Consider the following 26,707-nt stretch of genomic DNA (forward strand, 5'->3'; position numbering starts at 1 on the left):
TTTATATTAAATAATCTTTAAATAAGAATGCAATTATCATACCTAAAATTGTCCCTATTAATACTTCAAAAGGAGTATGCCCCAACAACTCCTTCAATCTTTCATCAGAAAATTTTTGTCCTATCCCTAATTTAAAAGGTAACTCCTCCAACATTTTATTTACTATTCTAGCTTGTTTTCCAGCTGCTCTTCTTATTCCAGCAGCATCATACATAATAATACCTGAAAAAACTATAGAAATAGCAAAATATGGAGTATTAGTTCCATAAACTATCCCTATACAAGTAGTTAAACAAGAGACTGTAGAGGAATGAGAACTTGGCATTCCTCCAGTTTCAAAAAATCTCTTTACATTAAATTCTTTATCTATAAATATTGTTTCAAGGACTTTATAAAACTGAGCTATAAACCAAGCTATAAAAGTGACATCTAATATTTTATTATCAAAAATAATCCCAGCTTCATTCATAAATTTTCTCCTTTCAACAAAATAATTTTATCTATTTTTTAATTCTAAAGAAATTTTTGGATTTTCTTCATTTTCTTTATATAAAATTATTGTTTTTCCTATTATCCCTACTACTTCACAACCTGTTTTTTCTTGAATCTCTTCTGCTATCTCTCTTTTATCAGTTTCTACAGTTTGTAATAATTTAACTTTTATTAGCTCTCTAGAGGCAATAGCTTCTAATATACTTTGTCCTACATTATCTGTATATCCATCTTTCCCTATTCTTACTATTGGCTCTAACTCATGTGCTTTTTTTCTTAAAAATTCTCTCTCTCTACTATTCATTTAATCTTTTTCTCCTATCTTTTTTATACTTCTAAAATAATTGGTAATATTACTGGATTTCTCTTTGTCTTACTATAAACATATTTTGAAACTGCTTCTTTTGTTATATTTTTTATAGGTTGCCAATCTAAGAAACCTTCTTTTTCAACTTTTTTAATTTTTGCATTGATGTGCTCTATAATATCATTTATTAATTCATCTGATTCTTTTGAATATGTAAATCCTCTTGTTATAATTTCTGGACCTGATATAATTTTTCTATTTTCTTTGTCAAATGTAAATCCTACTATTATAACTCCATCTTGTGACAATTGTTGTCTATCTCTTAAAACTGTTTGACCTATATCTCCTACACCTAAGCCATCTATAAATGTAGCTCCAGCACTTACTTTTCCTTTTAATTTTATTCCACTTTTTGTAACTTCTATTTTATTACCATTAAGGGCCAATAAAATGTTATTTTTAGGAATTCCTACTTTTAAAGCTGTATCAATATGAGCTTTTAACATTTTATATTCTCCGTGAATTGGTACAAAATTTTTAGGCTTTATCAAATTAAATATTAATTCTTGTTCTAATTTTGACCCATGACCTGAAACATGAATTCCAGCAACTTTTTTAAATATTACTTCTGCTTCATATTTCAATAAATTGTTAATATTTTTTGATACTGCTTTTTCATTTCCAGGTATTGGAGTAGCTGATATTATAACAGTATCTCCCTCTTTAACTCTAGTATGTTTATGGATATTAGAAGCTATTCTTGAAAGCGATGCCATTGGCTCTCCTTGAGTTCCTGTACATAGTATTACAACTTTATTATCTTTTTGTTCATCAACTTCTGATAATGAAATTAAAGTATCTTTTTTTATTTTTAAATATCCCATTTTAGCAGCTATTTCAAAAACTTTTATTAAACTTCTACCATCTACAGCTATTTTTCTTCCATAAGCTTCTGAAATCTCTATAATTTGTTGTAAACGATGGATATGAGAAGCAAAAGCCGCTATTATTATTCTACCTTTAGCTTTGGCAAACTCAATTTGAAAAGCTTCTCCTACTGTCTTTTCTGATGGAGTAAACCCTTCAGATTCAGCATTTGTAGAATCTGATAGTAATAAATCTACTCCTTTTTCTCCCAATTGAGCCAATCTTGCTAAATCTGTTCCTTGTCCATCCACTGGTGTAAAATCTATTTTAAAATCCCCTGTCAACAACACATTTCCAGCTGGAGTAACTACATGTATAGCATAAGAATCAGCTATAGAGTGAGTTATTCTTATAAATTCTACATTAAAATATTTTCCTATTTTAACTTTAGATCTATTCCTTACCTCTCTCATTTTAGGCATATCTTTTATTTTTAAGTTTTCAAACTTTGATTCGATTAAAGCTAAAGTTAATTTTCCTGAAAAAATAGAAACATCAGTATCTATTTTTTGATATAAATATGGAATTGCACCTATATGGTCTTCATGTCCATGAGTTACAAACAGTCCTTTTATTTTACTTTTGTTATTTTCTACATAAGAAAAATCAGGAATAACTGCATCTATCCCTAATAATCCTTCTCCTGGAAACCCTAGTCCACAATCTACTATTATTATTTCATCTCTATATTGGACTAAAGTCATATTTTTTCCAACCTCGTCCAAACCACCTAAAGGAATAACATACATTTTCTCCTCTTTTATTTCTTTAGGTTCTTCTATTATTTCTACTTTTTTTTCTTCTTTTTTTTCAAAAGAATTCACCTTTTTCTTTCTAAACATCATTTTTCTTCCTCTTTCATTAATTAATCTCCTACTAATATAATTATTTTATTTTTTAATTTTTTATCCTCTTTTAAATTTTCTACTCCTAATTTTTTAGAAATTTTAAAAGCAACAAAGTAATCTTCTGGATTATAAAGAATTTGACTCCCCTTTTCTGAAACTTTAGTATCTATTGATTTTATTCCTAAGTATCCTGCCTTTTCTAAAGTTCTCTTGTACATATCTTTTTCTTTATTTTTTCCCTTTAACTCTATATCATATATTTTATCAGTTTCTTTTCCTAATACTATAACTACATTTGCTAATGTAGGTATTGTAGCATCTTCTTTTAATTTAAAATATTTTTCATCAATAGTCATTATTATATCTTCTACTTGCTTTCTATTTAAATCATTGATTATAATATAACTTTCATTAATATTAGTTTCATAGTTAGCTGCATTACATTTTATTCCTAAAACTTTTTTTAATTTCTCTCCTGTTTTTCTAGCATATCCAGCTTTTCCATTGGCATTAAGAATATCCACAACTATTTTAGAATTTTCAATAGTTGCTTTTTCTTCTATATTATAAAAATCTTCAAATAAATTTTCTATACTAGATGTTAATATATATCTTTTATCATCTACCATTACTTCTGGAACCTTTTTAGAATTTTGTACTTTTAAATCAATATTTCCAACTTTTGCTACCTTATAATCTTCTATTTTTTCTGGGAAGATATAGTTTATATTATTTAAAATTTCAGTATAATTTTTTACTTTTATTAAATCTTCTATTGTTTTTTCTTTATCTAGTTGTATATCAAAAGGTATTTCTATAGCTAATTTATCTTCATAAACTAAAAAAATATTTTGTTTTCCTACTAACATATATCTACTATAATTTTCTTTATTAGTATTATCATGCAAAATGATAAATATTAGAGAACAAACAAAAATTGTAAATACAATTAATCCGCTTAAAACATATCTTATTCTAGTCAATCTCTTCTTATAATTCACCTATCAACATCTCCTTTTCTATAGAGATTATTTCTATATTAATTTCGTCATTCACTTGTAATTTAATACCATTTTTATTTTTTATTTTTACTCTTAAATAATTTTGGCTATATCCATAGTAACTATTTTCTTTTTCTTCCTCTATTAATACTTGAACTTTCTTTCCAATATATTTTTCTCTAATAGTTCTATTTATACCTTTTTGAATATTTTCTAAGTCAATTACTCTCATCTTTCTTTGGTGGACATCCACTTTTCCATCCAGTTTAATTGCCTGTGTATTTTCTCTTTCTGAATATGGAAAAACATGTAAATCAGAAAATTTAATTTCTTCTATTACCTTTTTAGTATTTTCATATCTTTCCTTAGTTTCTCCAGGAAAACCAACTATAACATCAGCTGTATACTCTATTTCTGGAATATTTTCTCTCAATTTTTTTAGCCTTTCTTTTATAAGAGATGTTCCATAATTCCTTCTCATAAGCTTTAAAATTTCATCATCACAAGATTGTAAAGAAATATGTAAATGAGGCATTATTTTTTTATTTTTCATTACCTCTATAAACTTATCACTTATTCTATCAGGATATATAGACCCTATCCTTATTCTAGTAATTCCATCTATTTTTACAATTTCTTCTAATAATTCTTCAAAAGTTCTTGTTTCATCTAAGTCTTTTCCATAATCTCCTATATTGATACCAATAAGAATTATCTCTTTATATCCCTCTAAAGATAATTTTCTTGCTTCCTCTAGGATATTTTGGAAATCTCTAGATCTACTTCTCCCTCTTCCAAAAGGTATTTTACAATATGAACAAAAATTGTTACAACCATCTTGTATTTTTATATAAGCTCTTGACATTTCTCTTAATGTAGAAAACTCTAATTCTTTATATTTTTTCTCCATAAAAATATCAGAAATCATCAAATTGTTTTTTACCTCATCTTTTTCCAATTCTTTTACAAGATTTACTATTTCCTCTTTATTACTATTTCCTACTACATAGTCTACTTCATCTATATTTAATAATTCTTCCCCATTAGTTTGAGCATAACAACCTGTTACTATAACTTTACTTTTGGGATTATTTTTCTTTGCTCTTCTAAGTATATTTCTTGTCTTTTTATCAGCTATTGATGTAACTGTACAAGAATTTACTATATAATAATCTGAATATTCTTCAAATTCTACATTTTCATACCCTAAATTCATAAGTTTTGTCTTTAAGCTTTCAGTTTCATACTGATTAACTTTACAACCCAAAGTATAAAAAGCTACTTTTTTATTTAAACTCATTGATTAGTATTCCTCCTACTACAATACTTGCAGTCTCTGCTCTCAAAATATTTCTACCTAAAGTTATTATATTTGTTTTTTCAATATTTTCTAAAAATTCAATTTCTTCTGTATCAAATCCACCTTCTGGTCCAATAATATATAAAATCTTCTTAGGATTTATTGTTAAATTATTAAAAAGTGTTTTTAATTTTTTATCTTCTTCACATTCATATGGAACTATGATTAAATCATATTGTGAAAAATCTATGTCTTTTAATTTAGTTAAATTTTCTATTTTTAAAAATTTAGTTCTTTGACATTGCTTTACAGCTTCTCTTGAAATTACATCCCATTTATCTTTTTTCTCATTTAATTTTACTATTGTTCTTTTAGTTTCTATGGGTATTATTTTATCTATACCTACCTCTGTAAGTTTTTGAATAGTTAATTCCATCTTATCATTTTTTATTACTGAAATTCCTGCTGTAATTTCCACTTCATCTTTTTGAGCTGCTTTTTTCTCTATTATTTCTAAAAAAATTTCTTTTTTTTCTACAGTCTGAACTCTACAAATATATTCGTTTTCACCATCTACAGCTCTTATAATATCATTTTCTTTAATTCTAAAAGAATTTTTTAAATGGTTAATGTCATTTTTATCTTTAACTTCTATTACACTTCCTGATATATCTTTTTTTTCTACAACTACTGTTATCATCTTTTATCCTCAAATTAAATTATATCTTTATTTTTAACTAAATCTTCCAAAGTAGTAGATTTTAGAATATCTTTCATAGCACTATCTAATCTATTCCAAATACAAGTTCCATTACACCCATCATTTGAACACTCTTTAGTTTCTTTTACATTTTCATTACAATTAATTATCCTATCATCATCATCTAAAATTTTATATATTCTATAAAGAGTGATTTCATTTGGATTAATTAATAGTTTATATCCACCATTTGGTCCTCTTTTTCCTTCAATTATATTTTCATTTTTTAATTTATTTAATATTTGTTCTAAATATTGTATAGAAATATCTTCTTTCTCAGATATCTCTTTTATTCTTACCATCTTTCCTTTTAAACTTTCTTCTACTATATACACTAAAGCTTTTAATCCATATCTAACTTTTGTGTTTATTTTCATTTTTTTACTCCTTATCTTTAAAATACTCTTTACATTTCTCTGTAACAACTCTTCCTCGAGGAGTTCTTTTAATATATCCTTTTTTTACTAAATAAGGTTCATAAACTTCTTCTATCGTTCTTCTATCCTCTCCCAATAAAAGTGAAAGAGTCTCTATTCCTACAGGTCCACCATTATAATTTTCTAACATAGAATTTATAATTCCTCTATCTAAATCATCTAATCCCTCTTTATCTATTCCCAATAACTCCAAGGAATCTAAAACAATTTTTTTAGTGATTATTCCATTTCCTTTTATTTCAGCATAATCTCTTATTCTTTTTAAAAATCTATTAGCTATTCTAGGAGTTCCTCTGCTTCTTTTAGCTATTTCTAAAGCTCCTTCTTTATTGATTTCTACCTCTAGAACTTTTGCACCTCTTATTAAGATTTCTACTAATTCTTCATCTGTATAGTATTCCATTCTATGAGTTACTCCAAATCTATCTCTTAAGGGAGAACTTAAAAGTCCAGCTCTTGTAGTAGCTCCTATTAATGTAAAAGGTGGTAATTCTATTCTTATAGATTTAGCTGAAGGTCCTTTACCTATAATAATATCTAATTCTCCATCTTCCATAGCTGGATATAAAATTTCTTCTACAGATGTATTAAGTCTATGTATCTCATCAATAAACAATATGTCATTTTCTTCTAAAGACGTTAAAATAGCAGCTAAATCCCCTGCTTTATCCAATACTGGTCCTGAAGTTATTCTTAAATTTGTTCCCATTTCATTAGCTATCACTCCAGCCAAAGTAGTTTTTCCTAATCCAGGAGGACCATATAATAATATATGGTCTATACAAGAATTTCTTCTTTTAGCTGCTTCTATAAAAATTTTCATTTTTTCTTTTAATAATGATTGGCCAATATACTCATCAAAACGTTTTGGTCTAAGAGTTTTTTGTATTTCTTTTTCATTTTCTAACTCTTTTTCCGTAACAAATCTATCCATTGTTCCCCTCTAAACATTCCTTATCTATTTTATAAACTATTATATCATTTATAATGTTTTTTTAAAAGTTTTTTCTAATATAATAAATATTTGTTTAATATTATTCCATATATTTTTCAAATAAAATTGTATTCTTTCTAAATATATAGTATAATATACAAAACAAAGCTTTAAAAGGAGGATAAAAATGATTAAGAAAGTTTGGGGTATGTATTTCACTGGTACTGAAACTACAAAAAAAGTAGTCAATCATATAGGAAAAAAACTAGCAAATAAATTAGAAGTTGAATTTGAGGAATATGATTTTAGCTTACCTGCTGTAAGAAAAGTAGAAAAATCTTTTACTGCTGAAGATTTAGTTGTATTTGGAGTTCCTGTTATTGCTGGAAGAGTACCTAATTTATTACTAAAATATCTAGATACTTTAAAAGGAAATGGAGCTCTTACTGTCCCTATAGTTTTATATGGAAATAGAAATTTTGATGATGCTTTAATAGAATTGAGAAATATTTTAAACGATAAAGGATTAAAACCAATTGCTGGTGGAGCTTTCATCGGAGAACATTCTTTCTCTACTATATTAGGAGCTGGAAGACCTGATGAAAAAGATATGGATATAGCTACATCTTTCGCTATAAGTATCTTTGAAAAAATTACTGGTAAAGATTTTGATTCTGATAAATTAATAGAAGTAAAAGGAGAAACTCCTATTCGTTTCTACTATCAACCTAGAGATTCTAAAGGAAATCCAATAGATATTAGAAAAGTTAAACCAAAAACTAATAAAGACCTTTGTACAAAATGTGGAACTTGTGTGGCTATATGCCCAATGGGTTCTATTAATCCTGAAGACCCAAGTGATGTTTTTGGAATTTGTATGAAATGTTGTGCTTGTGTAAAAAGATGCCCTAATGGAGCTAAATACTATGATGATGCTAACTACTTATATCATCAACATGAATTAGAAGACCAATATGCTTCAACTAGAAAAGAGCCTGAACTTTTCTTATAAAATCTATAAAAAAGATTTTTTTAATAGAAATTTATATAATATAAATAGAGGATGTTACAAAATTGTAACATCCTCTTATCTTTTAATTACTATTCCCCTGCTGTTCCATATTTTTCTAGTAATTCTTTTGTTTCTTTTTTCTCTAAATCAATTTCATATGATTTTACAGAAATTTTTATTCTTTGTTTTTCTCTGTCTATTTCAATAATTTTTCCTTTAATTACATCTCCTACTTTAAATTTATCTTTTACATTTTTTATAAAATCTTTAGAAAGTAGTTGTGTTGGAATAAATCCATCTACTCCATCTTCTAAATTTACAAATACTCCAAAATCTTGAATATTTTTAATTGGTTTTTCTACTACATCTCCTACTTTATAGTTTCTTAGAGCTTTTTCCCAAGGACTTTCTTCTAAAACTTTAATACTTCCTTTAATTTTTTTCTCATTAACATCCAATTCTGTTACTTGTAATTCAACTATTTCATCTTTTTTAAATTTTTTATTTCCTATCCAACAGAAATCAGCTTGATGAACAAAAATATCTACTCCCTCTTCTACTTCTACAAATATTCCATAAGGTTTTACCTCTGTTACTTTTCCAGAAACTTTATTTCCTACAGCATATTTAGTTTCAGCATTAGTCCATGGGTCTTCAGATAATTGTTTAATTCCTAATTTTAATTTTCTTGATTCTGGTTTAAATTCAAGAACTTTTACTTTTATAGTATCCCCTACTTTAATAAATTCATTAATAAATACTTTTTTCTTATTCCAAGTTAAATCAGAAATATGGATTAATCCTTCTACACCATCTAAGATTTCAGCAAGAACTCCATATGGTAATATTTTTGTCACTTTTGCATCTACTATATCTTCTGTTTTATAAGTTTCTCCTGCTATATCCCAAGGATTTCTAGTTAAAGATTTTATAGAAAGTTTAATATTTTTCTTATCTTCTTCTAGTTCAATAACTTTTACTGTTATCTTCTCTCCTACATTATATCCTTCAATCTTTTCAGATTTTTTCCATGAAAGTTCAGAAATATGAATAAATCCTCTTAACTTTCCTATAGTTACTACTATTCCAAAAGGTAATATTTCAGTTATAGTTCCTTCTACTATATCTCCTACAGAAATTTTTTCAAATTCCTCTTGTTTTTCTGCCATAATAACATCTTTTCTAGATACAGTAACTTTTTTTCCTTTTTTATCTTCTTTTATTTCTTTTACCATAACTTCTATTTCTTTTCCTAAAATTTCATCAGAATTTTTAGTTTCTGATAAAGATTTAGGTAAAAATGCTTGGTGAGAATATATTTCAACAATATATCCACCTTTTATTTCTTTTATTACTTTTCCAACTATTTTTTCTTCATTAGATGATGCTGCTTTAATTTTTTCCCATCCAAGTTCCATTTCTATTCTTCTTCTAGAACCAATTAAATATTCTCCTTCTGGAGTCTCTCCAACTAGCATAACCTCTATTTCATCACCAACATTATAGTTTATTAATTCCTCTGTTCTAACTCTTACTGTAGTTGCTTCTCCAGGAACATCTAGAAAGCAAAAATTTCTCTCTTTACTTTCAATACGTCCAACTACTTTTTTACCATTTCCTCCTTCAGATGGTAGGTAGTTTTCTAGTAGTTCTTCAAATTCATTATAATCCATGTTTGTCATCCAAGTTCCCCCTTATATATTTTTCTATCTCTATTATTATCTTTTCTGGTGTTGACGCTCCTGCTGTAATTCCAACTCTAGAAATATCTTTAAACCAATTTAAGTCCAATTGATTTTTATCTTCAATAAGATAACTATTCTTATTAATATTTTTAGATAATTCTAAAAGTTTCTTACTATTTGAACTAGTTTTATCTCCAACTACTAAAACTAATTCAACTTCAGAAGCAAGTTTTTCTACTGCTCTTTGTCTTTCATATGTAGCTCCACAAATTTTACTATAGATTTCTATATTTTTAAAATTTGCCACAATATAATCTTTTATTTTAAAAAATATTTCTTTATTAAATGTAGTTTGTGTTAATAATGTATATGAAACTTTTTCATCAATCTTAAAATTAATAAATTCTTCATAGGAAGCAAATATCTTTATATTTTTACCAAAAGATATTATTCCCTTTACTTCTGGGTGGAACTTATCTCCAATAAAAAGTATTTCATTTCCTTTTTCTTCTGCCTCTATAAGAGCTTTTCTTATTTTCTCAACAAAAACACAAGTTGCATCATACAATTTACAATTACTTTTTTTTAAAATATTATAAATCTCTTTTGTTGTTCCATGGGCTCTTATTACAACTAAGTCTTTTGAACTAAGATTTATCTTTCCATTTAATAAATCTTCTTCTAATAATATTTTAAAACCTTTTAAGACTAATTCATTTACAACATTTTTATTGTGAACCAACATCCCTAATATGTATATATTCTCAAATAAAGAATTATTTTTTTTGATAATTTCTTCACAAAGATTTACAGCTCCAGATACTCCAAAGCAAAATCCCATTTTTTCGGCTCTTTTTATTATCATAAAAATTATTCTTCTCCAAATTGCTCTACTTCTATAAGATTTCTTAAAGCTTCTAACATTTCATCTTCATCACTACCATTAGCAGTAAGTGTAAGTATTGACCCTTGTTCTGCTGCTAAAAGCATAAGTCCCATTATACTTTTTCCATTTATCTCTTCATCTTCATATTTTACTTTTATTTCAGAATCGAAATTTCCTGCTGTTTGAACAAAAAGTGAAGAAGGTCTAGCATGAAGTCCAGCTCTATTTTTTATCTCCACAGTAATTGTTTTCATAAACTATTACTCTCCTTTTTATAAAATTATATACTTAAATTTTTTAAACTACACATAACTAAATTATATATTATTTATAGCTATTTTTCAAACTTTTTCTAAAAAATATTTATTTTATTTTCAAAGAAAAAAACAAAAAAAAGGATATTTTTACAATATTAATTTTATAATATTCAAAATTAAAAAAAACTTTACATAAAAATAAAATTATGATAAAATTGCTCCCATAAATATTTTTTATAAAATTGTATCTAAATATTATTTTTTTATATTTTAAATATATGGGAGGGTTTTTCATGAAAAATATGTTAGAAGCTTTTGGAAAAAATTACTTTTCTGAATTAGAGCTTAAAAGTAGAGTTCCTAGTTCTATTTTTAAAGAATTCAAAGCAGTTCAAAGAGGTGAAAAAGAATTATCTATTTCTGTAGCTGAAGTTATAGCTAATGCTGTAAAAAATTGGGCTACTGAAAAAGGTGCTACACACTTTACACATTGGTTCCAACCTCTTACTGAATTAACTGCTGAAAAACATGAGTCCTTTATATCTGTATCTTCTGATGGAAATATTTTATCTCAATTTTCAGGAAAAGAACTTATAAAAGGAGAAGCTGATTCCTCTTCTTTCCCTAATGGTGGACTTCGTTCTACTTTTGAAGCAAGAGGTTATACTGCTTGGGATATATCTTCACCAATGTTTTTAAGAGGACCTGAAAAGGCTAAAACTTTATTTATTCCAACAGCCTTAATAGGATATCATGGAGAAACTCTTGATAAAAAAGTTCCACTTTTAAGGTCAATAAATACAGTTACAAAAGAAGCCTTAAGAATTAAAAGAGTTCTAGGAGATTATAAATCTAATAAAATTGATGTTACTCTTGGAATAGAACAAGAATATTTTCTTATTGAAAAATCTTTCTTTGAAAAAAGAGAAGATTTAATGTTTACTGGTAGAACTTTATTTGGTTCTCTACCACCTAAAGGTCAAGAGTTAAGTGACCACTACTATGGAGCTTTAAAAGAAAAAGTAGAAGTGTTTATGGCTGAGTTAGATGCTGAAATGTGGCAGCTTGGAGTCATGGCTAAAACTAAACATAATGAAGTAGCTCCAAATCAATTTGAATTGGCTATTATGTACTCTTCAGCCAATGTAGCAGCTGACCAAAATCAACTTTGTATGGATATGATTAAAAGAGTAGCTGATAGACATGGATTAGCTGCCTTATTACATGAAAAACCTTTTGAAAAAGTAAATGGTTCCGGAAAACATTGTAACTGGTCTTTAAGTACTGATACTGGTGAAAATTTATTAGACCCTGAAAATCTTTCTAAAGGAAATTTAGATTTCTTAGTATTTTTAACTGCTATTATAGAAGGTGTTGATAGATATGGTGAAGTTTTAAGAGTATCTACTGCTACTCCTGGAAATGACCATAGACTTGGAGGTTCTGAAGCTCCTCCAGCTATAATTTCAATATTTATAGGAGAACCTTTACAAGAATTGTTAGAAAATGTTGATAAAATTAATATCAATAAAACTAAAACAGAATCTATTGAATTAGGAACTTATAACTTCCCAAAAATTCCTAAAGATAGTTCTGATAGAAACAGGACTTCTCCTTTTGCTTTTACTGGAAACAAATTTGAATATAGAATGCCTGGTTCTAGTGCTTCTCCTGCTACTCCTGTTTTTATGATAAATACTATAGTGGCTGATATTTTAAGGGAATATGCTGATATTTTAGAAAAAACAGAAGATAAATCTAATATAAATGATGAAGTTATTAAATTAGTAAAAGATAGATACAATAAACATAAAAGAATTATCTTTAATGGAAATGGATATGATGATTCTTGGATTAAGGAAGCTGAAAATAGAGGATTACCTAATTTAAGTTGTACTGTTGAAGCTCTACCAGTTTACAAAAAAGATTCTACTATAGACTTATTTGAAAGAAATGGAGTTTTAAGTAGAGAAGAATTAAACTCAATCTTTGTTATTTATACAGAAAGATATAATAAACAATTAAAAATAGAAACTACTACTGCTATAAGAATGGCTAGAAATGAAATATATCCAGCTATAATGAGATATATGAATAACATTGCTACTTCTATAAGAAATATTCAAGAAGCTTTAGGTAGTGACTATGAACAATGTGTTGCTGGAGATAAAAAACATCTTCTAAAAGTTATAAATGGAAAAGACCATTTAAGAAGTTCTTTAGCTGAATTAGAAAAAGATTTTGCTGAAGCAATAAGCATTAAAGACCAATATGAAAGAGCTAAATATTATAACTCTCATGTTGTTCCAAGACTTAAACATTTAAGAGAATGGGTTGATGTATTAGAACATCTTTGTGAAAAATCTTTATGGCCATTCCCTGTATATGAAGATTTATTATTCAAATTATAATTTAATAGATTTTAGTTAATAAATAAAAATCACTCTTTTATCTTTTTAGATAGAAGAGTGATTTTTTATAATATTGAGTACTCATAAAAATTTTTTAATAACAAATATTAACATTTTATCTTTTATTTATAAAATTAAAAATTTTTATAATTTCTTATAATTACTGAATAATATTATATTTTCTTTTTTAAAAAAATTATTATATAATAATATATTAAAGGAGGTTATTATGAAATATTTAGGGGAATTTTTTGCATTTATAACAGCTTTAGGCTGGGCTTCAAGTTCATTATTTTTTGAACATGCTTCAAAGAGAACTGATAGTGTTTCGGTTAATGTAATAAGATTGGTTTTTGGAATTATTTTTTTAGGAAGTTTTACTCTTGTAGATAGAGGAATATTTTTACCAACCGATTCTACTATATATAATTGGAAGTGGTTAGGATTATCTGGCTTTGTAGGTTTATTTTTAGGTGATTTATTTTTGTATGAAGCCTATACTTTAATAGGAGCTAGAATATGTATGCTTTTCATGACTATGACTCCTCTTATAGTAGGAATATTTGGATATCTTTTTCTAGGCGAGACTCTAACTTTACTTCAAATTTTGGCTATGATAATTACTTGTAGTGGAGTTTTACTTGTAGTAATCAAACCTAAAAATAAAACTGATGAAAAAAAATTCTCTACTAAAGGAATTTTATTTATATGTATAGCAACAATTTTTGAAGCTACAGGGATAGTTCTTACTAAAATGGGTTCAATGGGATATGACCCTAGCTCCTCTACTCAAATAAGAATGATTTGTGCTTTAGGAGTATTTATACTATTTCTTACTTATAAAAAATTATGGGGTAAAGTTTTTGAAGCTACAAAAGATAAAAAAGGAATATTATTAATAATCGGTGGAACTGTCACAGCTACAGCTGGTATAACATTTTTAGTAGCTGCTCTTAATTTAGGACATGCTGGTATTATCTCTACTATCTCTTCTACAAGTCCTATTCTAATAATTCCTATTTCATATTTTATTTTTAAAGAAAAAGTAAAATTAAAAGAGATAATCGGAGCTTGTATTTCTGTATTTGGAATTGTTTTATTTTTCTTATAAAAAATCAATAAATAATTAAAAAATTTTTTAATCATTATAAATAAAAAAGCCTGAAATAAACTATAAAAAATTATTTCAGGCTTTTTTATTTAATAACTAATCATTAATCTTTCCAACAATCAGCATTTTTTATTTCTGGTACATTTTTAGATTTGAATACAGGGTCTACACCTTTAGCTCTTTGCTCTTGATAATCTTTAATAACAGCAAAAGCAATTTTTGAAAGGATAGCTATTGTAATTAAATTCATTGTAGCCATAAGTCCCATAAATAAATCTGCTAAGTCCCAAACAATTTGAATATGGGCTACACACCCAAATAATACCATTCCAACTACCATTATTCTATAAATAGTTAACCAACCCTTATTAGCTTTTATAAATTCTATGTTAGTTTCACCATAATAATAATTCCCTATTACAGAAGAAAAAGCAAAGAATAGTATACAAGCAGCTATAAATATTGAACCCCAAGAACCAACTTGAGAAACTATAGCATCTTGAGTTAATTGAATTCCATTAGAACTTCCAGAAGTATAATTTCCTGAAATTAAAATTATGAAAGCTGTACAAGAACAAATTACTATTGTATCTGTAAAAATTCCTAAAGCTTGAACTAATCCTTGTTTTACAGGGTGAGATACATCAGAAGTAGCAGCAGCATTAGGAGCACTTCCCATTCCAGCTTCATTAGAGAAAAGTCCTCTTCTAATTCCTTGCATTATAACAGCTCCAAATAATCCTCCAGCTACTGGTTTAAATCCAAAAGCACTACTGAAGATTAAAGAAAAAATAGATGGAATTATTGCAATATTCTTTAATATTATAAAAACAGCTACAAAAATATAAGCTACAGCCATAACTGGTACTAATATTTCTGCTACACGAGCTATTCTTTTAACTCCACCAAAAATTATAATAGCTGTAACTACAGCTAAAACAATTCCTACATGTAATCTTTGAATATTAAAAGCCTTTTCAAAAGCAAAAGATATTGTATTAGCTTGAACTGAGTTAAATATCAATCCATAAGTTATAGAAATAAGAATAGAAAATACAACTCCCATCCATCTTTTTCCTAAAGCTTTTTCCATATAATAAGCTGGTCCACCTCTAAAATGTTCTCCATCTTTTATTTTATATACTTGAGCTAAAGTACATTCTATTAAACTTGAACTAGCTCCTATAAGAGCTATAAGCCACATCCAAAACACAGCTCCTGGCCCTCCAATAACTATTGCTATAGCAACACCAGCTAAATTTCCTGTTCCTACACAAGAAGCTATTGAAATACAAAAAGCTTGGAATGATGAAATACCATTTTTTGAACTAGAGTTTTTTCCTCCTAAAAGTTTTAACATTTCTCCTATAAGTCTAATTTGAATAAATCCTGTTTTTAGTGAGAAATAGAATCCTAATACTAGAAGTAATGCAATTAATAAATATGAATACAACCAAGTATTAACTGTTCCCACAAAATTTGATAAAGCTTCCATTTTTCCTCCTTAGTTTTTTAAAATATTGTTAAGTTTAGTTCTTTTGATAGTTCTTCTAATAAAGCAACTCCAGCCACAGAGTTCCCTTTTTTATCCAATGATGGTCCAAAAACTCCTATTCCCATTTTACCAGGAACTACTGAAACTATTCCTCCTCCTACTCCACTTTTAGATGGAATTCCAACTCTTACTGCAAATTCTCCAGAATTATCATACATTCCACAAGTAACCATCAAAGTTTTTATTATTGTAGCTATTCTTGTGCTTATAACTTGTTCTCCTGAACTTAATTTTCCACCTCTTGCCAAAAATAATCCTATTTTAGCCAAATTTTTAGCAGTTACTTCTATTGAACATTGCTTAAAATATACATCTAAAGCGTCTTCTACATTCCCCTCTATAATCCCTTGACTTTTCAAGAAATATCCCATAGCTCTATTTTTATTTCCTGTTTCTGATTCTCCACAATAAATTTTATAGTTTACATCTAAAGTTTCATCTTCTGTTATTTTTCTAATAAAATCTAATAACCTTTGGAATTTTTCTCTAGCATCTTTTCCATAAATCATAGAACTTACAGCTATAGCTCCAGCATTTATTAAAGGATTGTATGGTTTCTTTCTACTTGAAGTTTCCAATTTCGTTATAGAGTTAAACGGATCTCCTGTAGGTTCCATTCCCACCTTTGAAAAAACATACTCTTCTCCATTATCTAAAATAGCTAACATCAAACTTAAAATTTTAGATATACTTTGAATAGTGAATTTTATATCATAGTCCCCAGCACCAAATTCTTCTTGGTCCATATTATAAATATAAACTCCTAAAGCATCCTTTTTAGCTTTATCTAGTTCTGGAATATAATTAGCTACTTCACCTAATTTTGTCTTTCCTAGATTTTTTTTCACTAAACTCCTTAATAAATCTTCCATTTTTCCTCCAAAATATTTTTTTATGAAACTCTTTTATCATATTTTAAATATATAACCTTCTGACAAATATGTCAATAAAAATTTTAAATTATTGTTATATATTTTTTTTATAACCTAAATATTTCTTTTAGTTATTTTATTTTTTATGTTTTTTAACAGTTTTATCATAAATAAAATATATGGATTTTTCGAATTTTGTATATAGTTCTTTTAGTTAGCTAATATACCCATTTTAAATAAAATTTGTGTTATTATAAATATAACTGGAAAACTTATTATAGTTCTTAATATAAAGAATTTTAATGTATCCCAAAAATCAAACCCTATTTTTGAAGCAACTAATATCATTCCTGTTTCACTTAAAAAAATTAATTGAGCAAAAGATAAAGTTCCAATCAAAAATCTTGCCATCTCACTTGGCACACTTTCTATCAATAATGAAGGTAAATACATATCTGAAAATCCAACTATCATTGATGGGGCCATAACTTCAGCTACTTTTTGAGAAAATCCAAGTAACTTTAGTATTGGAACTAATGGCATTGAAATTATATTAAAAATAGTTGTATGTTCAGCAATAACAAGACCTAAAGTTCCCATAAACATTATTACAGGAATAAAAGTTATATAAAGTATTCCTACTTTCTTTATAGAATCTAATAAAATTTTAACTTCATTAGCTTTTTGAGCTGTTTCTGTAGCTTTTCTTATAGCTACAAGGACAGAAGTACTAGCTTCTTCTCCTTTAAAATCTCTTCCTAAATAATATTCATCTTTAAATTTCTTTAAAGGTAATCTTGCTATAATTATTCCAGCAATAACTGTTGAAAAAGCTATTGTAGCATAGAAAATTATAAATCTATCTGATAATCTTAATAAATCTGAAACTACTGCAGCAAAGGATATTCCAACTATTGAAAATGAAGTAGCTATTATTACAGCTTCTCTTTGAGTATAATATCCCTTTTGATATTGTTCATCTGTTACTACTATTCCTATTGTTCCATCTCCTAAAAATGAAGCTATAGCATCTATTGCAGCATATCCTGGAACTTTAAAAACTTTTCTCATAAATGGAGCTATTAATACTCCAATAAATTCAACAAGACCAAAAGCTGTAAGTAATGGCATTAATAAAACTCCTACACAAAATGTTACCATTAATGATGGTAATAAATCATTTGCCATCATTCCACCTGTATTAGGGTCTAATATTATACTTGGTCCTACACCATAATGAACCATTAAAAAGAAAATTGCCCCTAATATTCTAGCTGTTCCATTTATAGGCCCACAGACAAAGAATTCTTGAAAATATTTATTTTTAAAATCTCTTTTTATAAATCCTAAAATAGTTCCTAATATAGTTACACAAGATACTATAACTACTAACACTCTTATTTCCTCTATATATCCATCTATTATTATAGATTTTATATGTCCCATTAAAATAGATGACTCTTCACCAATTTTAAAAGGTGCTAAGAAGGCTAGTATTCCTAAAATAGAATAAAATAAAAATTTAAAAATTGCCATTTCTCCTCCTAATTATAAAATTATTTTTTAAAGATATCTATGTTGACATCTACTGTTATTTCTAATTCTTTTAAAGAAAATAATTTTTCTATCCCCTCTTTAGGACTTCTCCACCTATATGGAGTCATATTAAATAAACTTTTTATACTTTCATTTTCTTTTATATAGGTTTTATATTTACAATTCTTAGTTTCTACATATTCAAATATTTTTAAATCTTCTATTGGAGAATAAAAATCTTTCCTTATATTCTCATACACTACTTCTTTTATCTCAACTAAATGATTTTCTCCTGTAGATACTATTATTAAATATCCATCTTTTTTCAAACATCTCATCTTCTCTTCTGGAATAATCTTAGCAAACATACATATAATAAAATCTAAACTCCCATCCTCTAAAGGAAGATTTGAAGCACTAGCTACTACCCATTCAATGTCTTTATTCTTCTTTGAAGCCACTAAAACAGCTTCTTTTGATATGTCTATACCTATTATTCTATTTTCTATTTCCTTTTCACTTAAAAATTTTTTTAATCTTTCTGTATAATATCCTTCTCCACACCCTATATCCAATATATTAATGTTATTTTTGGTTAAAAGTGATATTATAGTTTCATTTACCTTTTCTGATATTCCTTGATAATAACCTTTTTCTAAAAATTTTTTTCTACTAATAACCATATCTTTATCATCACCAGGATTTTTACTATGTTTTTGATTATCTAATAACAAATTTACATATCCTGATTTAGATATATCATATGTATGATTATTTTTACAAGAATAACTTTTTCCATTTTTTATTAATTTCTCTTTACATTTTGGACAAATTTTGATTTCTTCCATTATTTTTATCCCTCTAAAATTTTTTTTATTTTTTTATTTAATAATTTATATCCTTCTGGGCTTAAGTGAACTCCATCAGCACTATATTTATTATCTATTATTCCCTCTTCATTTAAAAATAAATTATGTATCATTAGTTTTTCTACAAACATTTGATTTCTCAATAAAAAATTCAAGTTTTTTATTTTTTTATTTTTATCCTTATACATTGTTGGCAACACAGATATTAAAATAATTTTTTTAAATCTTTCCTTTAATATTTCTATTATTTTTAATAGATTATTAAAGATTTTTTCAGAGGGAATATCCCCTAATATATCATTAACTCCTACCATTAAAACTACTGTATCACCTTTTATATCTTCTCTGTCCTCAAGAAGCCACAATACATCTCTAGAACAAAATCCTGGAACCCCATAATTTTTTACATTTGGATAATTATTCCAAGCTGTTATACTATCACCTAAAAAAATTACCTTTTCCATATTTTCTCCTTAAGATAAGTTTTATTTTTAGAAATCAATCTATTATACCACATAATCCATTATTTGTCCTCTAATATTTTTTATTTAAGTCTATTTTTATGTAATTTTATTGACACATAAAATACATATTAATCTGATAAAATGCCTTTTAAAATTTTTGTTGGATATTTCTATTTTTTATGATAAAATACTAAGTATTTTATACAAAAATTTATTTGGAGATGATTTTTAAATGAAAAAAAATAAGGCTATCTTTTTAGATAGAGATGGTACTATCAATATTGATAAAGATTATATGTATCGTATTGAAGATTTTGAGTTTGAGCCTAAAGCAGATGAAGCTTTAAAAATTTTAAATGATTTAGGTTATATACTTATTGTTGTAACTAATCAATCTGGTGTTGCTAGAGGATACTATACTGAGAAAGATATACAAACTCTTCATGAAAAACTTTCAAAAATTTTGAAAGAAAAAAATATAAATATATCTAAATTTTATTATTGTCCTCATCATCCTACTAAAGGAATTGGAGAATATAAATTAGATTGTTTTTGTAGAAAACCATATCCTGGTATGTTGTTAAAAGGAATGGATGAATTTAATATAGACCCCTCTCTTTCTTTTATGGTAGGAGATAAATTGTCTGATGTTGAAGCTGGTTTAAAAGCAGATGTGACCCCTGTAATTTTAAAAACTAGAAATGATATTGATTTTTCTTCTTTATCAGAAAATATTTTAGTTTTTAATTCTCTCTATGATTTTGCTATAAATTTAAAAAACTCAAATAATAATTAAATTACAAAAATATTTTATTTTTTATTGTAAAACAATCACTAAAAGTGTTAGAATATAAATTGGCACTTTAACTTTTTCTATAAATCTAAAAAAGGAGATTTAATTTTTATAAAAATGAAACAATTATTAAAAGTAATAGAAGAAAAATTTCATAAAACTTTTAAAATACATGATATTTCAAAAGTTGAAATTGATAGTCGAAATATCAAAAAAGGAGATTTATTTTTCGCTATTAATAATGGTAAAAATTATATTGAAAATGTCTTAAAAATAGAAGATACCATTGTTATATGTGATGATAATAAATGGAAAAACAATGAAAGAGTTATTGTAGTAGAGGATACTGTAAAAGCTATGCAATCTATTGCTAAAGATTATCGTAAAAAATTAAATATTAAATTAATTGGAATTACTGGTAGTGAAGGAAAAACTACTACAAAAGATATAGTTCATGGTATTTTATCTTCTAAATATAAAGTCAAAAAAACACTAGGAAATTATAATAATCATATTGGACTTCCTTTTACAATATTGCAACTAAATGAAAATGACGAGTTTGGGGTAATAGAAATGGGAATGAGTCATAAAGGTGAAATTTCTGCTCTATGTGATATTTCTGATATTGATTATGGTATTATTACTAATATTGGTGATTCTCATCTTGAATTTATGGTTAATAGAGATAATGTATTTTTAGAAAAAAGTCAAATCAAAAACTATATTTCAGAAAAAAATCTTTTTGTTTTTGGAGATGATATCTATTTAAAAAATCTTTCTGGAAATAAAATTGGATTTAATAAAGATAATAACTTTATTATAACTGCTTACTCTGAAACATTAGATGGAGTTAATTTTTTTGTAAATGGTAATCAATACACTTTTAAACTTAATGGAAAACATAATTGTATAAATGCTTCTATTGGAATAGCTCTTGGACTTTCTTTAGGTTTAACTATTTCTGAAATTCAAAAAGGTCTTGATTTAGTTCAAGTAACTCCTATGAGATTTCAAAAAATAGAAAAAGAAGGAATTTTATATATTAATGATGCTTATAATGCTAGTCCTGTATCAATGAAAGCTTCTTTAGAAACCTTTGATAAAATTAATTTTTCTAAAAAAAAATTAGCAATTCTTGCTGATATGGGAGAAATGGGAGAAAATGCGATTTCTTATCATGAAGATGTTTTAAGATTTGCTAATAAAAGTAATATTGAAACTATCATTATTCTAGGTCCTTTAATGAAAGAAGCATATAAAAATATAAGCTCAAGTAAATTTATTTTAGTTGAAAATAAAGAAGAAATAAAAAAATTAATTAAAAATAATTTTTCAGATAGAATTATTTTATTAAAAGGTTCTAATTTTAACCGTTTATGGGAAATTATCTAGGTTGAGGAGAAAAAATGTTATATATCTTAAGTGAATTAAATAATAATTTAAATTTTTTGAAATCCATATATTTAAGAATTTCAATAGGTTTCGTCCTTTCATTTTTAATTGTTCTTATTTTAGGAAAACCATTTATAAAATATTTAAAAAAAATTAAATTTGGAGAAGAAATAAGAGAATCTGGACCAGCTTCTCACTACTCAAAAAAAGGTACTCCTACTATGGGAGGAGTTCTTATGATTTTTGGGGCTTTAATTTCTTCTTTAGTTATTTGTGATTTAAAAAATAAATTTGTTGTTTTGCTTATAATTACAACTCTTCTTTTTAGTGCCATTGGATTTATTGATGACTACAAAAAATTTACAGTAAATAAAGATGGACTTGCTGGAAGAAAAAAATTAATGCTTCAAACTATTATTGCTATTATCGTTTGGATATTTATAAAAGAATTCGGAATTACAGGTAATAAAATTATTGATTTTTCAATTATAAATCCTCTTTGGTCAGGTTCTCATATATATATAGGTAGCTTTTTTATGTTAGTGTTTACAATTCTTGTTATCAATGGTACATCAAATGCTGTTAATATTACTGATGGACTTGATGGACTTGCTACTATGCCTGTTATAATCAGTTGTAGTATCTTAACAACTATTGCTTATTTTAGTAGTCACTTTGAATTAAGTTCTCACTTAAGATTATTTTATATTGTTGGAGCTGGAGAAATTGCTGTATTTCTATCAACTATAATAGGGGCTGGTTTTGCTTTTCTATGGTATAACTGTTATCCTGCACAAATTTTTATGGGAGATACTGGTTCTCTTACTCTTGGAGGAATAATTGGAGTTATAGGAATTATTTTAAAACAAGAACTTCTTCTCCCTATAATCGGTGGAGTTTTTGTTATGGAAGCTGTTTCTGTTATGTTACAAGTTGGTTCTTACAAGTTAAGAAAAAAAAGAATATTCAGAATGGCTCCTATTCACCATCATTTTGAATTAATGGGAATTCCAGAATCAAAAGTGACTTTTAGATTATGGATTATGGCATTAATTTGTGGAGGAGTAGCATTAAGTATTGTAAGACTTAGAGGTATATTATAATTTATAATTAATTTTGGAGGTAATAATCATGGAAAGAGCTATTATTTTTGGAAATGGTGTTAGTGGTAAAGGTGCAAAAAAATTACTTGAATCAGAAGGAGTTGAAGTTATTTTAGTAGATGATAATAGTGGTATTAAATCATCTGATGCAATTAAAATCTTAAATGAAATAAACCTTTTTATTAAAAGTCCTGGTATTCCTTTTGATAATGAATTGGTAAAAAAAGCTTTAGATTTAGGAATTGAGGTTATTGATGAAATTGAATTAGGTTATAGATATATTATTGAAAAAAAATTGCCTACTAAAATAATTGCTGTTACAGGAAGTAATGGAAAAACTACAACTACTTCTAAAACTACTGAACTATTACAAAAAGCTGGTTTTAAAGCTATGCATGCTGGTAATATAGGAAATTCTTTTGCTGAATTAATTTTAAAAAATCCTGACCTTGATTATGTAGTTTTAGAGTTAAGTTCTTTCCAATTAGAGGGAATCAAAGATTTTAAACCTTATATCTCTCTAATTGTAAATCTTTCTCCAGACCATCTTGACAGATATGCTGTAGTTGAAGATTATTATGAGGCTAAATTTAATATTTGTAAAAATCAAAAAGATAATGATATCTTTATTTATAATGTAAATGATGATGAAACTATGAAAAGAATTACATCAAAAGTTTTCTGTGATACAAGAACTATAACTGTTGGAAAAAATAAAGGGATTTCTAATTGTTTTGATGAAAATGGTTGGGTTCTTTATAATGGAGAAAAAGTTTTAGAAGTTGATAAGCTTTCATTAAAAGGAAAACATAATTTAGAAAACTCTCTTTTCATAATTACAGTAGGTAAAATTTTAAATATTTCTAATGAAACAATACAAAACTGTTTATATAATACAAAATCTCTAGAGCACAGAATGGAATTATTCTATAAATGGGGACATACAGTATTTATAAATGATTCTAAAGGAACTAACTTAGATTCTACAAATTTTGCAATTGCTGCTTATAAAGGTTCTACCCTTATCTGTGGTGGTAAAGATAAAGGTTTACCTTTAGATAGTATGGTTAAAAATATAAAACTTAATATTAAAAAAGTTTATTTAATAGGAAAAATGGCTGATAGAATTGAAAAATCTCTTTTAGAGGTTAACTATCCAAAAGAAAATATCTTCAATCTTGGAACATTAGAAAATGTACTAAAACATATTAAAGAAACTATAACTTTAGAAGACAAAGAAGTAGTTTTACTTTCTCCATCAACTTCTAGTTATGACCAATTCAAATCTTTTGAACACAGAGGAAAAGTCTTTAAAGAATTAGTTAAAGAAATTTTTATTGGAGGAGAAATATTGTGAAAATAGTTATTACAACAGGAGGAACAGGTGGACATATTTATCCTGCTTTATCTGTAGCTAAAGAATTTCAAAAAAGAGGGCATGAAGTTACCTTTGTTGGAAGCTCCTCAAGAATGGAAAAAGATTTAGTCCCAAAATCTGGAATTAATTTTATAGGTTTAAATATTAAACCTGGAAAGTCTATTAAAAATATTATTTCTATTTTCTTTTTAATTTTACATTGTATTAAATATATAAAAAGAGAAAATCCTGATGTTATTATAGGATTTGGAAATTATATCTCTTTTCCTATGGTTTGTGCTGCTTTTATTAAAAGAAAAAAAATATATCTTCAAGAACAAAACGCTAATATAGGAATGACTAATAAATTTTTCTATAGATTTGCTGAAAAAGTGTTTCTAGCTTTTAATCACACTTTTGAAGAATTACCTATGAAGTTTCAGTATAAATTTAAAGTAACTGGAAATCCTTTAAGAGAAGAAATTTATAAAATAGATAAAAAAGAAGAAAGAGAAAAACTAAAAGTTTCTTCTGAAGAAAAAATTCTAGTTATAACAGGTGGAAGTTTAGGAGCTAAAAGTATCAATGAAGCTATAGCAAAATATTGGGATGAATTAGAAAATAAAAAAGGGCTTAGAATTTATTGGGCTACTGGTACTAAAAATTATGAAGATATCTTAAAAAATTTAGAAATAAAAAATGTTAATCATGTAGTAAAACCATATTTTGATAATCTTATTAATGTTATGGGAGCTGCCGATTTAATTATTTGTAGAGCTGGAGCCTTAACTATATCTGAAATTATTCAACTTGAAAAACCAGCTATATTAATTCCATACAATTCTGTAAAAGTAGGTCAGTATGAAAATGCTATGATATTAAAAGAAGCTGGTGGAGCTCTTATTTATAATGATAAAGAAGTGGATGAAGCAATTGAAACAGCTCTAGAAATTTTAGAAAATGAAAATATTTTACATAAAATGGGAAACAATATTAAAAACTTAAAAATAAATAATGCTACAAAAGCAATTGTAGATACAATTGAAATTTGGAGGAACAATTAATGAAAAATATCTTTTTTGTTGGCATCAATGGTATAGGTATGAGTGGTTTAGCTCAGATAATGAAAACATTAAATTACAATGTTTCTGGTTCAGACCTTTCTAATAGTTATTTATCTGAAAAAATGAAAAATCAAGGTATCAATATTTATTCTAAACATGACAGTAAAAATATTGACAATATTGATACACTTATAGTTTCTACAGCTATTGGAGAAAATAATCCCGAATATAAGAGAGCTAAAGAAAATAATTTAACTATTATTAAAAGAGGAGAACTTTTAGCTAATCTTTTAAACGAAAAAATAGGAATTGCTGTGGCTGGTACTCATGGTAAAACTACAACTAGTTCTATGCTTTCTTCTGTTTTATTAGAAAAGGACCCAACTATAGTTGTTGGAGGAATTATTCCTGAAATCAGTTCTAATGCTAGATGTGGTAAAAGTGATTTATTTGTAGCTGAAGCTGATGAAAGTGATAACTCTTTCTTATTTATGAAACCTAAATATTCTATCATCACAAATATTGAAGCTGATCATTTAGAAAAACATGGATGTTTAAATAATATTATTCATTCATTTAATACTTTTGTTTCTCAAACTTCTGAAGAAATTATTATTTGTGAAGATTGTCCAAATTGTAATGATATAATTAAAAATCATTCAGTAAAAACTTATAGTTTAATTAATAAAAAAGCCTTTCTTTTCGCTGACAATATAAGAGTTTATGGGAAAAAAACTTTTTTCGATGTATATATAAATGAAGAATATCTAGGTGAATTTATATTAAGTATCCCTGGAAAACATAATGTTTATAATTCTTTACCTGTTATATATTTAGGCCTAAAATTTGGAGTTTCTAAAGAAAATATTAAAAAATCTATATCTAACTTTACAGGTGCTAAAAGAAGATATGATATCTTATTAGATAAAGAAAATGTCAAAGTAATAGATGATTATGGACATCATCCTACTGAAATAAGAGCTACTCTTGAAGGAGCTAAAAGTATTGAAAATAAAGAAATTACTGTTATTTTCCAACCTCATAGATTTAGTAGAATTAAATTTTTATTAGACCAATTTGAAGGTGCTTTTGATAAAGCTGATGAACTTATACTTTTACCTGTTTACAGTGCTGGAGAAAAAGATGAGTTTGGAGTTACTATTGAAAATCTTTTTGAAAAAATAAAACATCCTAATTCAAGGATTGTATTTTCTGAAAGTGAATTAGAAAAAGATATACTATCTAAGAATATCCCTAGAACATATATATTTATGGGAGCTGGTAATATCTCTACTTTTGCTCATTCTATTGCTGAAAAATTAAAATAATTATTG

25 protein-coding genes are annotated in these 26,707 nt (G+C 26.3%); 9 read left to right on the forward strand and 16 right to left on the reverse strand.

Annotated elements, in window-relative coordinates:
- Position 1: 1 nt before the first annotated feature.
- The 8 genes from HF862_RS05230 to ruvB are packed head-to-tail and all read right to left on the reverse strand — an operon-like array spanning position 2 to position 7,006.
- Positions 2–469, reverse strand: a complete 468-nt coding sequence (locus HF862_RS05230; protein ID WP_170186866.1) for a divergent PAP2 family protein — start codon at positions 467–469, stop codon at positions 2–4.
- A gap of 27 nt (positions 470–496) precedes the next feature.
- Positions 497–796: a ribosome assembly RNA-binding protein YhbY gene (yhbY, locus tag HF862_RS05235; RefSeq protein WP_170186867.1), complete on the reverse strand. Its 300-nt coding sequence runs from the start codon at positions 794–796 to the stop codon at positions 497–499.
- A gap of 23 nt (positions 797–819) precedes the next feature.
- Positions 820–2,571, reverse strand: a complete 1,752-nt coding sequence (locus HF862_RS05240; protein WP_170186868.1) for a ribonuclease J — start codon at positions 2,569–2,571, stop codon at positions 820–822.
- 20 nt (positions 2,572–2,591) lie between these two features.
- Complete coding sequence (locus HF862_RS05245) at positions 2,592–3,575, reverse strand: LytR C-terminal domain-containing protein (RefSeq protein WP_170186869.1); 984 nt, start codon at positions 3,573–3,575, stop codon at positions 2,592–2,594.
- The gene (gene mtaB / locus HF862_RS05250; RefSeq protein ID WP_170186870.1) at positions 3,565–4,875 is read right to left on the reverse strand and encodes a tRNA (N(6)-L-threonylcarbamoyladenosine(37)-C(2))-methylthiotransferase MtaB; all 1,311 of its coding nucleotides are present in this window, start codon (positions 4,873–4,875) and stop codon (positions 3,565–3,567) included. Before mtaB ends, HF862_RS05245 begins: the two co-directional genes overlap by 11 nt.
- Positions 4,862–5,575 carry a 16S rRNA (uracil(1498)-N(3))-methyltransferase gene (locus HF862_RS05255; protein ID WP_170186871.1) on the reverse strand — a complete coding sequence of 238 codons (714 nt, stop codon included), beginning with the start codon at positions 5,573–5,575 and terminating at the stop codon, positions 4,862–4,864. Before HF862_RS05255 ends, mtaB begins: the two co-directional genes overlap by 14 nt.
- 14 nt (positions 5,576–5,589) lie before the next feature.
- Entirely contained in the window at positions 5,590–6,012 is a 423-nt protein-coding gene (locus tag HF862_RS05260; protein ID WP_027128429.1) for an Rrf2 family transcriptional regulator, read from the reverse strand.
- 4 nt (positions 6,013–6,016) lie between these two features.
- Entirely contained in the window at positions 6,017–7,006 is a 990-nt protein-coding gene (ruvB, locus tag HF862_RS05265) for a Holliday junction branch migration DNA helicase RuvB (RefSeq protein WP_170186872.1), read from the reverse strand.
- Positions 7,007–7,193: 187 nt separating this feature from the next.
- On the opposite strand from ruvB, the gene HF862_RS05270 reads away from it, so the two are divergent.
- Entirely contained in the window at positions 7,194–8,018 is an 825-nt protein-coding gene (locus tag HF862_RS05270) for an EFR1 family ferrodoxin (RefSeq protein WP_170186873.1), read from the forward strand.
- Positions 8,019–8,107: 89 nt separating this feature from the next.
- Here the strand turns inward: HF862_RS05270 and HF862_RS05275 are convergent, their stop codons facing one another.
- Genes HF862_RS05275 through HF862_RS05285 form a run of 3 tightly spaced genes read right to left on the reverse strand, consistent with a single transcriptional unit; the run spans position 8,108 to position 10,843 of the window.
- Positions 8,108–9,700 carry a S1 RNA-binding domain-containing protein gene (locus HF862_RS05275; RefSeq protein WP_170186874.1) on the reverse strand — a complete coding sequence of 531 codons (1,593 nt, stop codon included), beginning with the start codon at positions 9,698–9,700 and terminating at the stop codon, positions 8,108–8,110.
- Positions 9,681–10,568, reverse strand: coding sequence for a 4-hydroxy-3-methylbut-2-enyl diphosphate reductase (gene ispH, locus HF862_RS05280; RefSeq protein WP_170186875.1), 888 nt, complete (start codon positions 10,566–10,568; stop codon positions 9,681–9,683). The genes HF862_RS05275 and ispH overlap by 20 nt, the downstream gene beginning before the upstream one ends.
- Positions 10,569–10,573: 5 nt before the next feature.
- Entirely contained in the window at positions 10,574–10,843 is a 270-nt protein-coding gene (locus HF862_RS05285) for an HPr family phosphocarrier protein (protein WP_170186876.1), read from the reverse strand.
- A 296-nt stretch (positions 10,844–11,139) separates the two neighbouring features.
- Between HF862_RS05285 and HF862_RS05290 the strand changes: the two genes are divergently transcribed.
- Together HF862_RS05290 and HF862_RS05295 are read left to right on the forward strand one after the other, a co-directional pair.
- On the forward strand, positions 11,140–13,257 hold the full coding sequence (locus HF862_RS05290; protein ID WP_170186877.1) for a glutamine synthetase III: 2,118 nt from the start codon (positions 11,140–11,142) through the stop codon (positions 13,255–13,257).
- Between the two features lie 229 nt (positions 13,258–13,486).
- A complete protein-coding gene (locus HF862_RS05295) occupies positions 13,487–14,368 on the forward strand; it encodes a DMT family transporter (protein ID WP_170186878.1) in 882 nt (293 codons plus the stop codon).
- Positions 14,369–14,471: 103 nt separating this feature from the next.
- Here the strand turns inward: HF862_RS05295 and HF862_RS05300 are convergent, their stop codons facing one another.
- The 5 genes from HF862_RS05300 to HF862_RS05320 all read right to left on the reverse strand — a co-directional run bounded on the left by HF862_RS05300 (position 14,472) and on the right by HF862_RS05320 (position 19,664).
- The gene (locus HF862_RS05300; protein ID WP_170186879.1) at positions 14,472–15,863 is read right to left on the reverse strand and encodes a sodium:alanine symporter family protein; all 1,392 of its coding nucleotides are present in this window, start codon (positions 15,861–15,863) and stop codon (positions 14,472–14,474) included.
- A 17-nt stretch (positions 15,864–15,880) separates the two neighbouring features.
- Complete coding sequence (glsA, locus tag HF862_RS05305) at positions 15,881–16,795, reverse strand: glutaminase A (protein ID WP_170186880.1); 915 nt, start codon at positions 16,793–16,795, stop codon at positions 15,881–15,883.
- A gap of 210 nt (positions 16,796–17,005) precedes the next feature.
- Positions 17,006–18,331: a YjiH family protein gene (locus tag HF862_RS05310; protein WP_170186881.1), complete on the reverse strand. Its 1,326-nt coding sequence runs from the start codon at positions 18,329–18,331 to the stop codon at positions 17,006–17,008.
- Positions 18,332–18,351: 20 nt separating this feature from the next.
- Positions 18,352–19,179 carry a methyltransferase domain-containing protein gene (locus tag HF862_RS05315; RefSeq protein ID WP_206039028.1) on the reverse strand — a complete coding sequence of 276 codons (828 nt, stop codon included), beginning with the start codon at positions 19,177–19,179 and terminating at the stop codon, positions 18,352–18,354.
- A gap of 5 nt (positions 19,180–19,184) precedes the next feature.
- Positions 19,185–19,664: a GDSL-type esterase/lipase family protein gene (locus HF862_RS05320; RefSeq protein ID WP_170186882.1), complete on the reverse strand. Its 480-nt coding sequence runs from the start codon at positions 19,662–19,664 to the stop codon at positions 19,185–19,187.
- A 232-nt stretch (positions 19,665–19,896) separates the two neighbouring features.
- Here HF862_RS05320 and gmhB point away from each other — a divergent pair, with 232 nt between their 5' ends.
- The 6 genes from gmhB (at position 19,897) to murC (ending at position 26,701) form a co-directional block, all read left to right on the forward strand.
- Positions 19,897–20,460, forward strand: a complete 564-nt coding sequence (gene gmhB / locus HF862_RS05325) for a D-glycero-beta-D-manno-heptose 1,7-bisphosphate 7-phosphatase (protein ID WP_170186883.1) — start codon at positions 19,897–19,899, stop codon at positions 20,458–20,460.
- Positions 20,461–20,574: 114 nt separating this feature from the next.
- Entirely contained in the window at positions 20,575–21,849 is a 1,275-nt protein-coding gene (murF, locus tag HF862_RS05330; RefSeq protein ID WP_170186884.1) for a UDP-N-acetylmuramoyl-tripeptide--D-alanyl-D-alanine ligase, read from the forward strand.
- Between the two features lie 14 nt (positions 21,850–21,863).
- Positions 21,864–22,952 (forward strand): phospho-N-acetylmuramoyl-pentapeptide-transferase, encoded by a 1,089-nt coding sequence (gene mraY, locus HF862_RS05335; RefSeq protein ID WP_170186885.1) that lies wholly within the window; start codon positions 21,864–21,866, stop codon positions 22,950–22,952.
- A gap of 28 nt (positions 22,953–22,980) precedes the next feature.
- Positions 22,981–24,309 carry a UDP-N-acetylmuramoyl-L-alanine--D-glutamate ligase gene (gene murD, locus HF862_RS05340; protein WP_170186886.1) on the forward strand — a complete coding sequence of 443 codons (1,329 nt, stop codon included), beginning with the start codon at positions 22,981–22,983 and terminating at the stop codon, positions 24,307–24,309.
- A complete protein-coding gene (gene murG / locus HF862_RS05345) occupies positions 24,303–25,373 on the forward strand; it encodes an undecaprenyldiphospho-muramoylpentapeptide beta-N-acetylglucosaminyltransferase (RefSeq protein WP_170186940.1) in 1,071 nt (356 codons plus the stop codon). Before murD ends, murG begins: the two co-directional genes overlap by 7 nt.
- The gene (gene murC / locus HF862_RS05350) at positions 25,373–26,701 is read left to right on the forward strand and encodes a UDP-N-acetylmuramate--L-alanine ligase (protein ID WP_170186887.1); all 1,329 of its coding nucleotides are present in this window, start codon (positions 25,373–25,375) and stop codon (positions 26,699–26,701) included. The genes murG and murC overlap by 1 nt, the downstream gene beginning before the upstream one ends.
- Positions 26,702–26,707: the final 6 nt, after the last annotated feature.

Source organism: Fusobacterium sp. FSA-380-WT-3A, assembly GCF_012843705.1.
Taxonomy (GTDB): domain Bacteria; phylum Fusobacteriota; class Fusobacteriia; order Fusobacteriales; family Fusobacteriaceae; genus Fusobacterium_B.

Bases quoted from the DNA above. Each gene is read 5' to 3' on its own strand.
- murD (WP_170186886.1), top strand. From the start codon at position 22,981: ATGGAAAGAGCTATTATTTTTGGAAATGGTGTTAGTGGTAAAGGTGCA.
- HF862_RS05315 (WP_206039028.1), bottom strand. From the start codon at position 19,179: ATGGAAGAAATCAAAATTTGTCCAAAATGTAAAGAGAAATTAATAAAA.
- HF862_RS05255 (WP_170186871.1), bottom strand. From the start codon at position 5,575: ATGATAACAGTAGTTGTAGAAAAAAAAGATATATCAGGAAGTGTAATA.
- HF862_RS05230 (WP_170186866.1), bottom strand. From the start codon at position 469: ATGAATGAAGCTGGGATTATTTTTGATAATAAAATATTAGATGTCACT.
- mraY (WP_170186885.1), top strand. From the start codon at position 21,864: ATGTTATATATCTTAAGTGAATTAAATAATAATTTAAATTTTTTGAAA.
- HF862_RS05275 (WP_170186874.1), bottom strand. From the start codon at position 9,700: ATGACAAACATGGATTATAATGAATTTGAAGAACTACTAGAAAACTAC.
- ruvB (WP_170186872.1), bottom strand. From the start codon at position 7,006: ATGGATAGATTTGTTACGGAAAAAGAGTTAGAAAATGAAAAAGAAATA.
- HF862_RS05285 (WP_170186876.1), bottom strand. From the start codon at position 10,843: ATGAAAACAATTACTGTGGAGATAAAAAATAGAGCTGGACTTCATGCT.
- gmhB (WP_170186883.1), top strand. From the start codon at position 19,897: ATGAAAAAAAATAAGGCTATCTTTTTAGATAGAGATGGTACTATCAAT.
- HF862_RS05295 (WP_170186878.1), top strand. From the start codon at position 13,487: ATGAAATATTTAGGGGAATTTTTTGCATTTATAACAGCTTTAGGCTGG.
- HF862_RS05260 (WP_027128429.1), bottom strand. From the start codon at position 6,012: ATGAAAATAAACACAAAAGTTAGATATGGATTAAAAGCTTTAGTGTAT.
- HF862_RS05310 (WP_170186881.1), bottom strand. From the start codon at position 18,331: ATGGCAATTTTTAAATTTTTATTTTATTCTATTTTAGGAATACTAGCC.
- HF862_RS05300 (WP_170186879.1), bottom strand. From the start codon at position 15,863: ATGGAAGCTTTATCAAATTTTGTGGGAACAGTTAATACTTGGTTGTAT.
- HF862_RS05270 (WP_170186873.1), top strand. From the start codon at position 7,194: ATGATTAAGAAAGTTTGGGGTATGTATTTCACTGGTACTGAAACTACA.
- yhbY (WP_170186867.1), bottom strand. From the start codon at position 796: ATGAATAGTAGAGAGAGAGAATTTTTAAGAAAAAAAGCACATGAGTTA.
- HF862_RS05290 (WP_170186877.1), top strand. From the start codon at position 11,140: ATGAAAAATATGTTAGAAGCTTTTGGAAAAAATTACTTTTCTGAATTA.
- murC (WP_170186887.1), top strand. From the start codon at position 25,373: ATGAAAAATATCTTTTTTGTTGGCATCAATGGTATAGGTATGAGTGGT.
- murF (WP_170186884.1), top strand. From the start codon at position 20,575: ATGAAACAATTATTAAAAGTAATAGAAGAAAAATTTCATAAAACTTTT.
- glsA (WP_170186880.1), bottom strand. From the start codon at position 16,795: ATGGAAGATTTATTAAGGAGTTTAGTGAAAAAAAATCTAGGAAAGACA.
- ispH (WP_170186875.1), bottom strand. From the start codon at position 10,568: ATGATAATAAAAAGAGCCGAAAAAATGGGATTTTGCTTTGGAGTATCT.
- mtaB (WP_170186870.1), bottom strand. From the start codon at position 4,875: ATGAGTTTAAATAAAAAAGTAGCTTTTTATACTTTGGGTTGTAAAGTT.
- HF862_RS05240 (WP_170186868.1), bottom strand. From the start codon at position 2,571: ATGATGTTTAGAAAGAAAAAGGTGAATTCTTTTGAAAAAAAAGAAGAA.
- HF862_RS05320 (WP_170186882.1), bottom strand. From the start codon at position 19,664: ATGGAAAAGGTAATTTTTTTAGGTGATAGTATAACAGCTTGGAATAAT.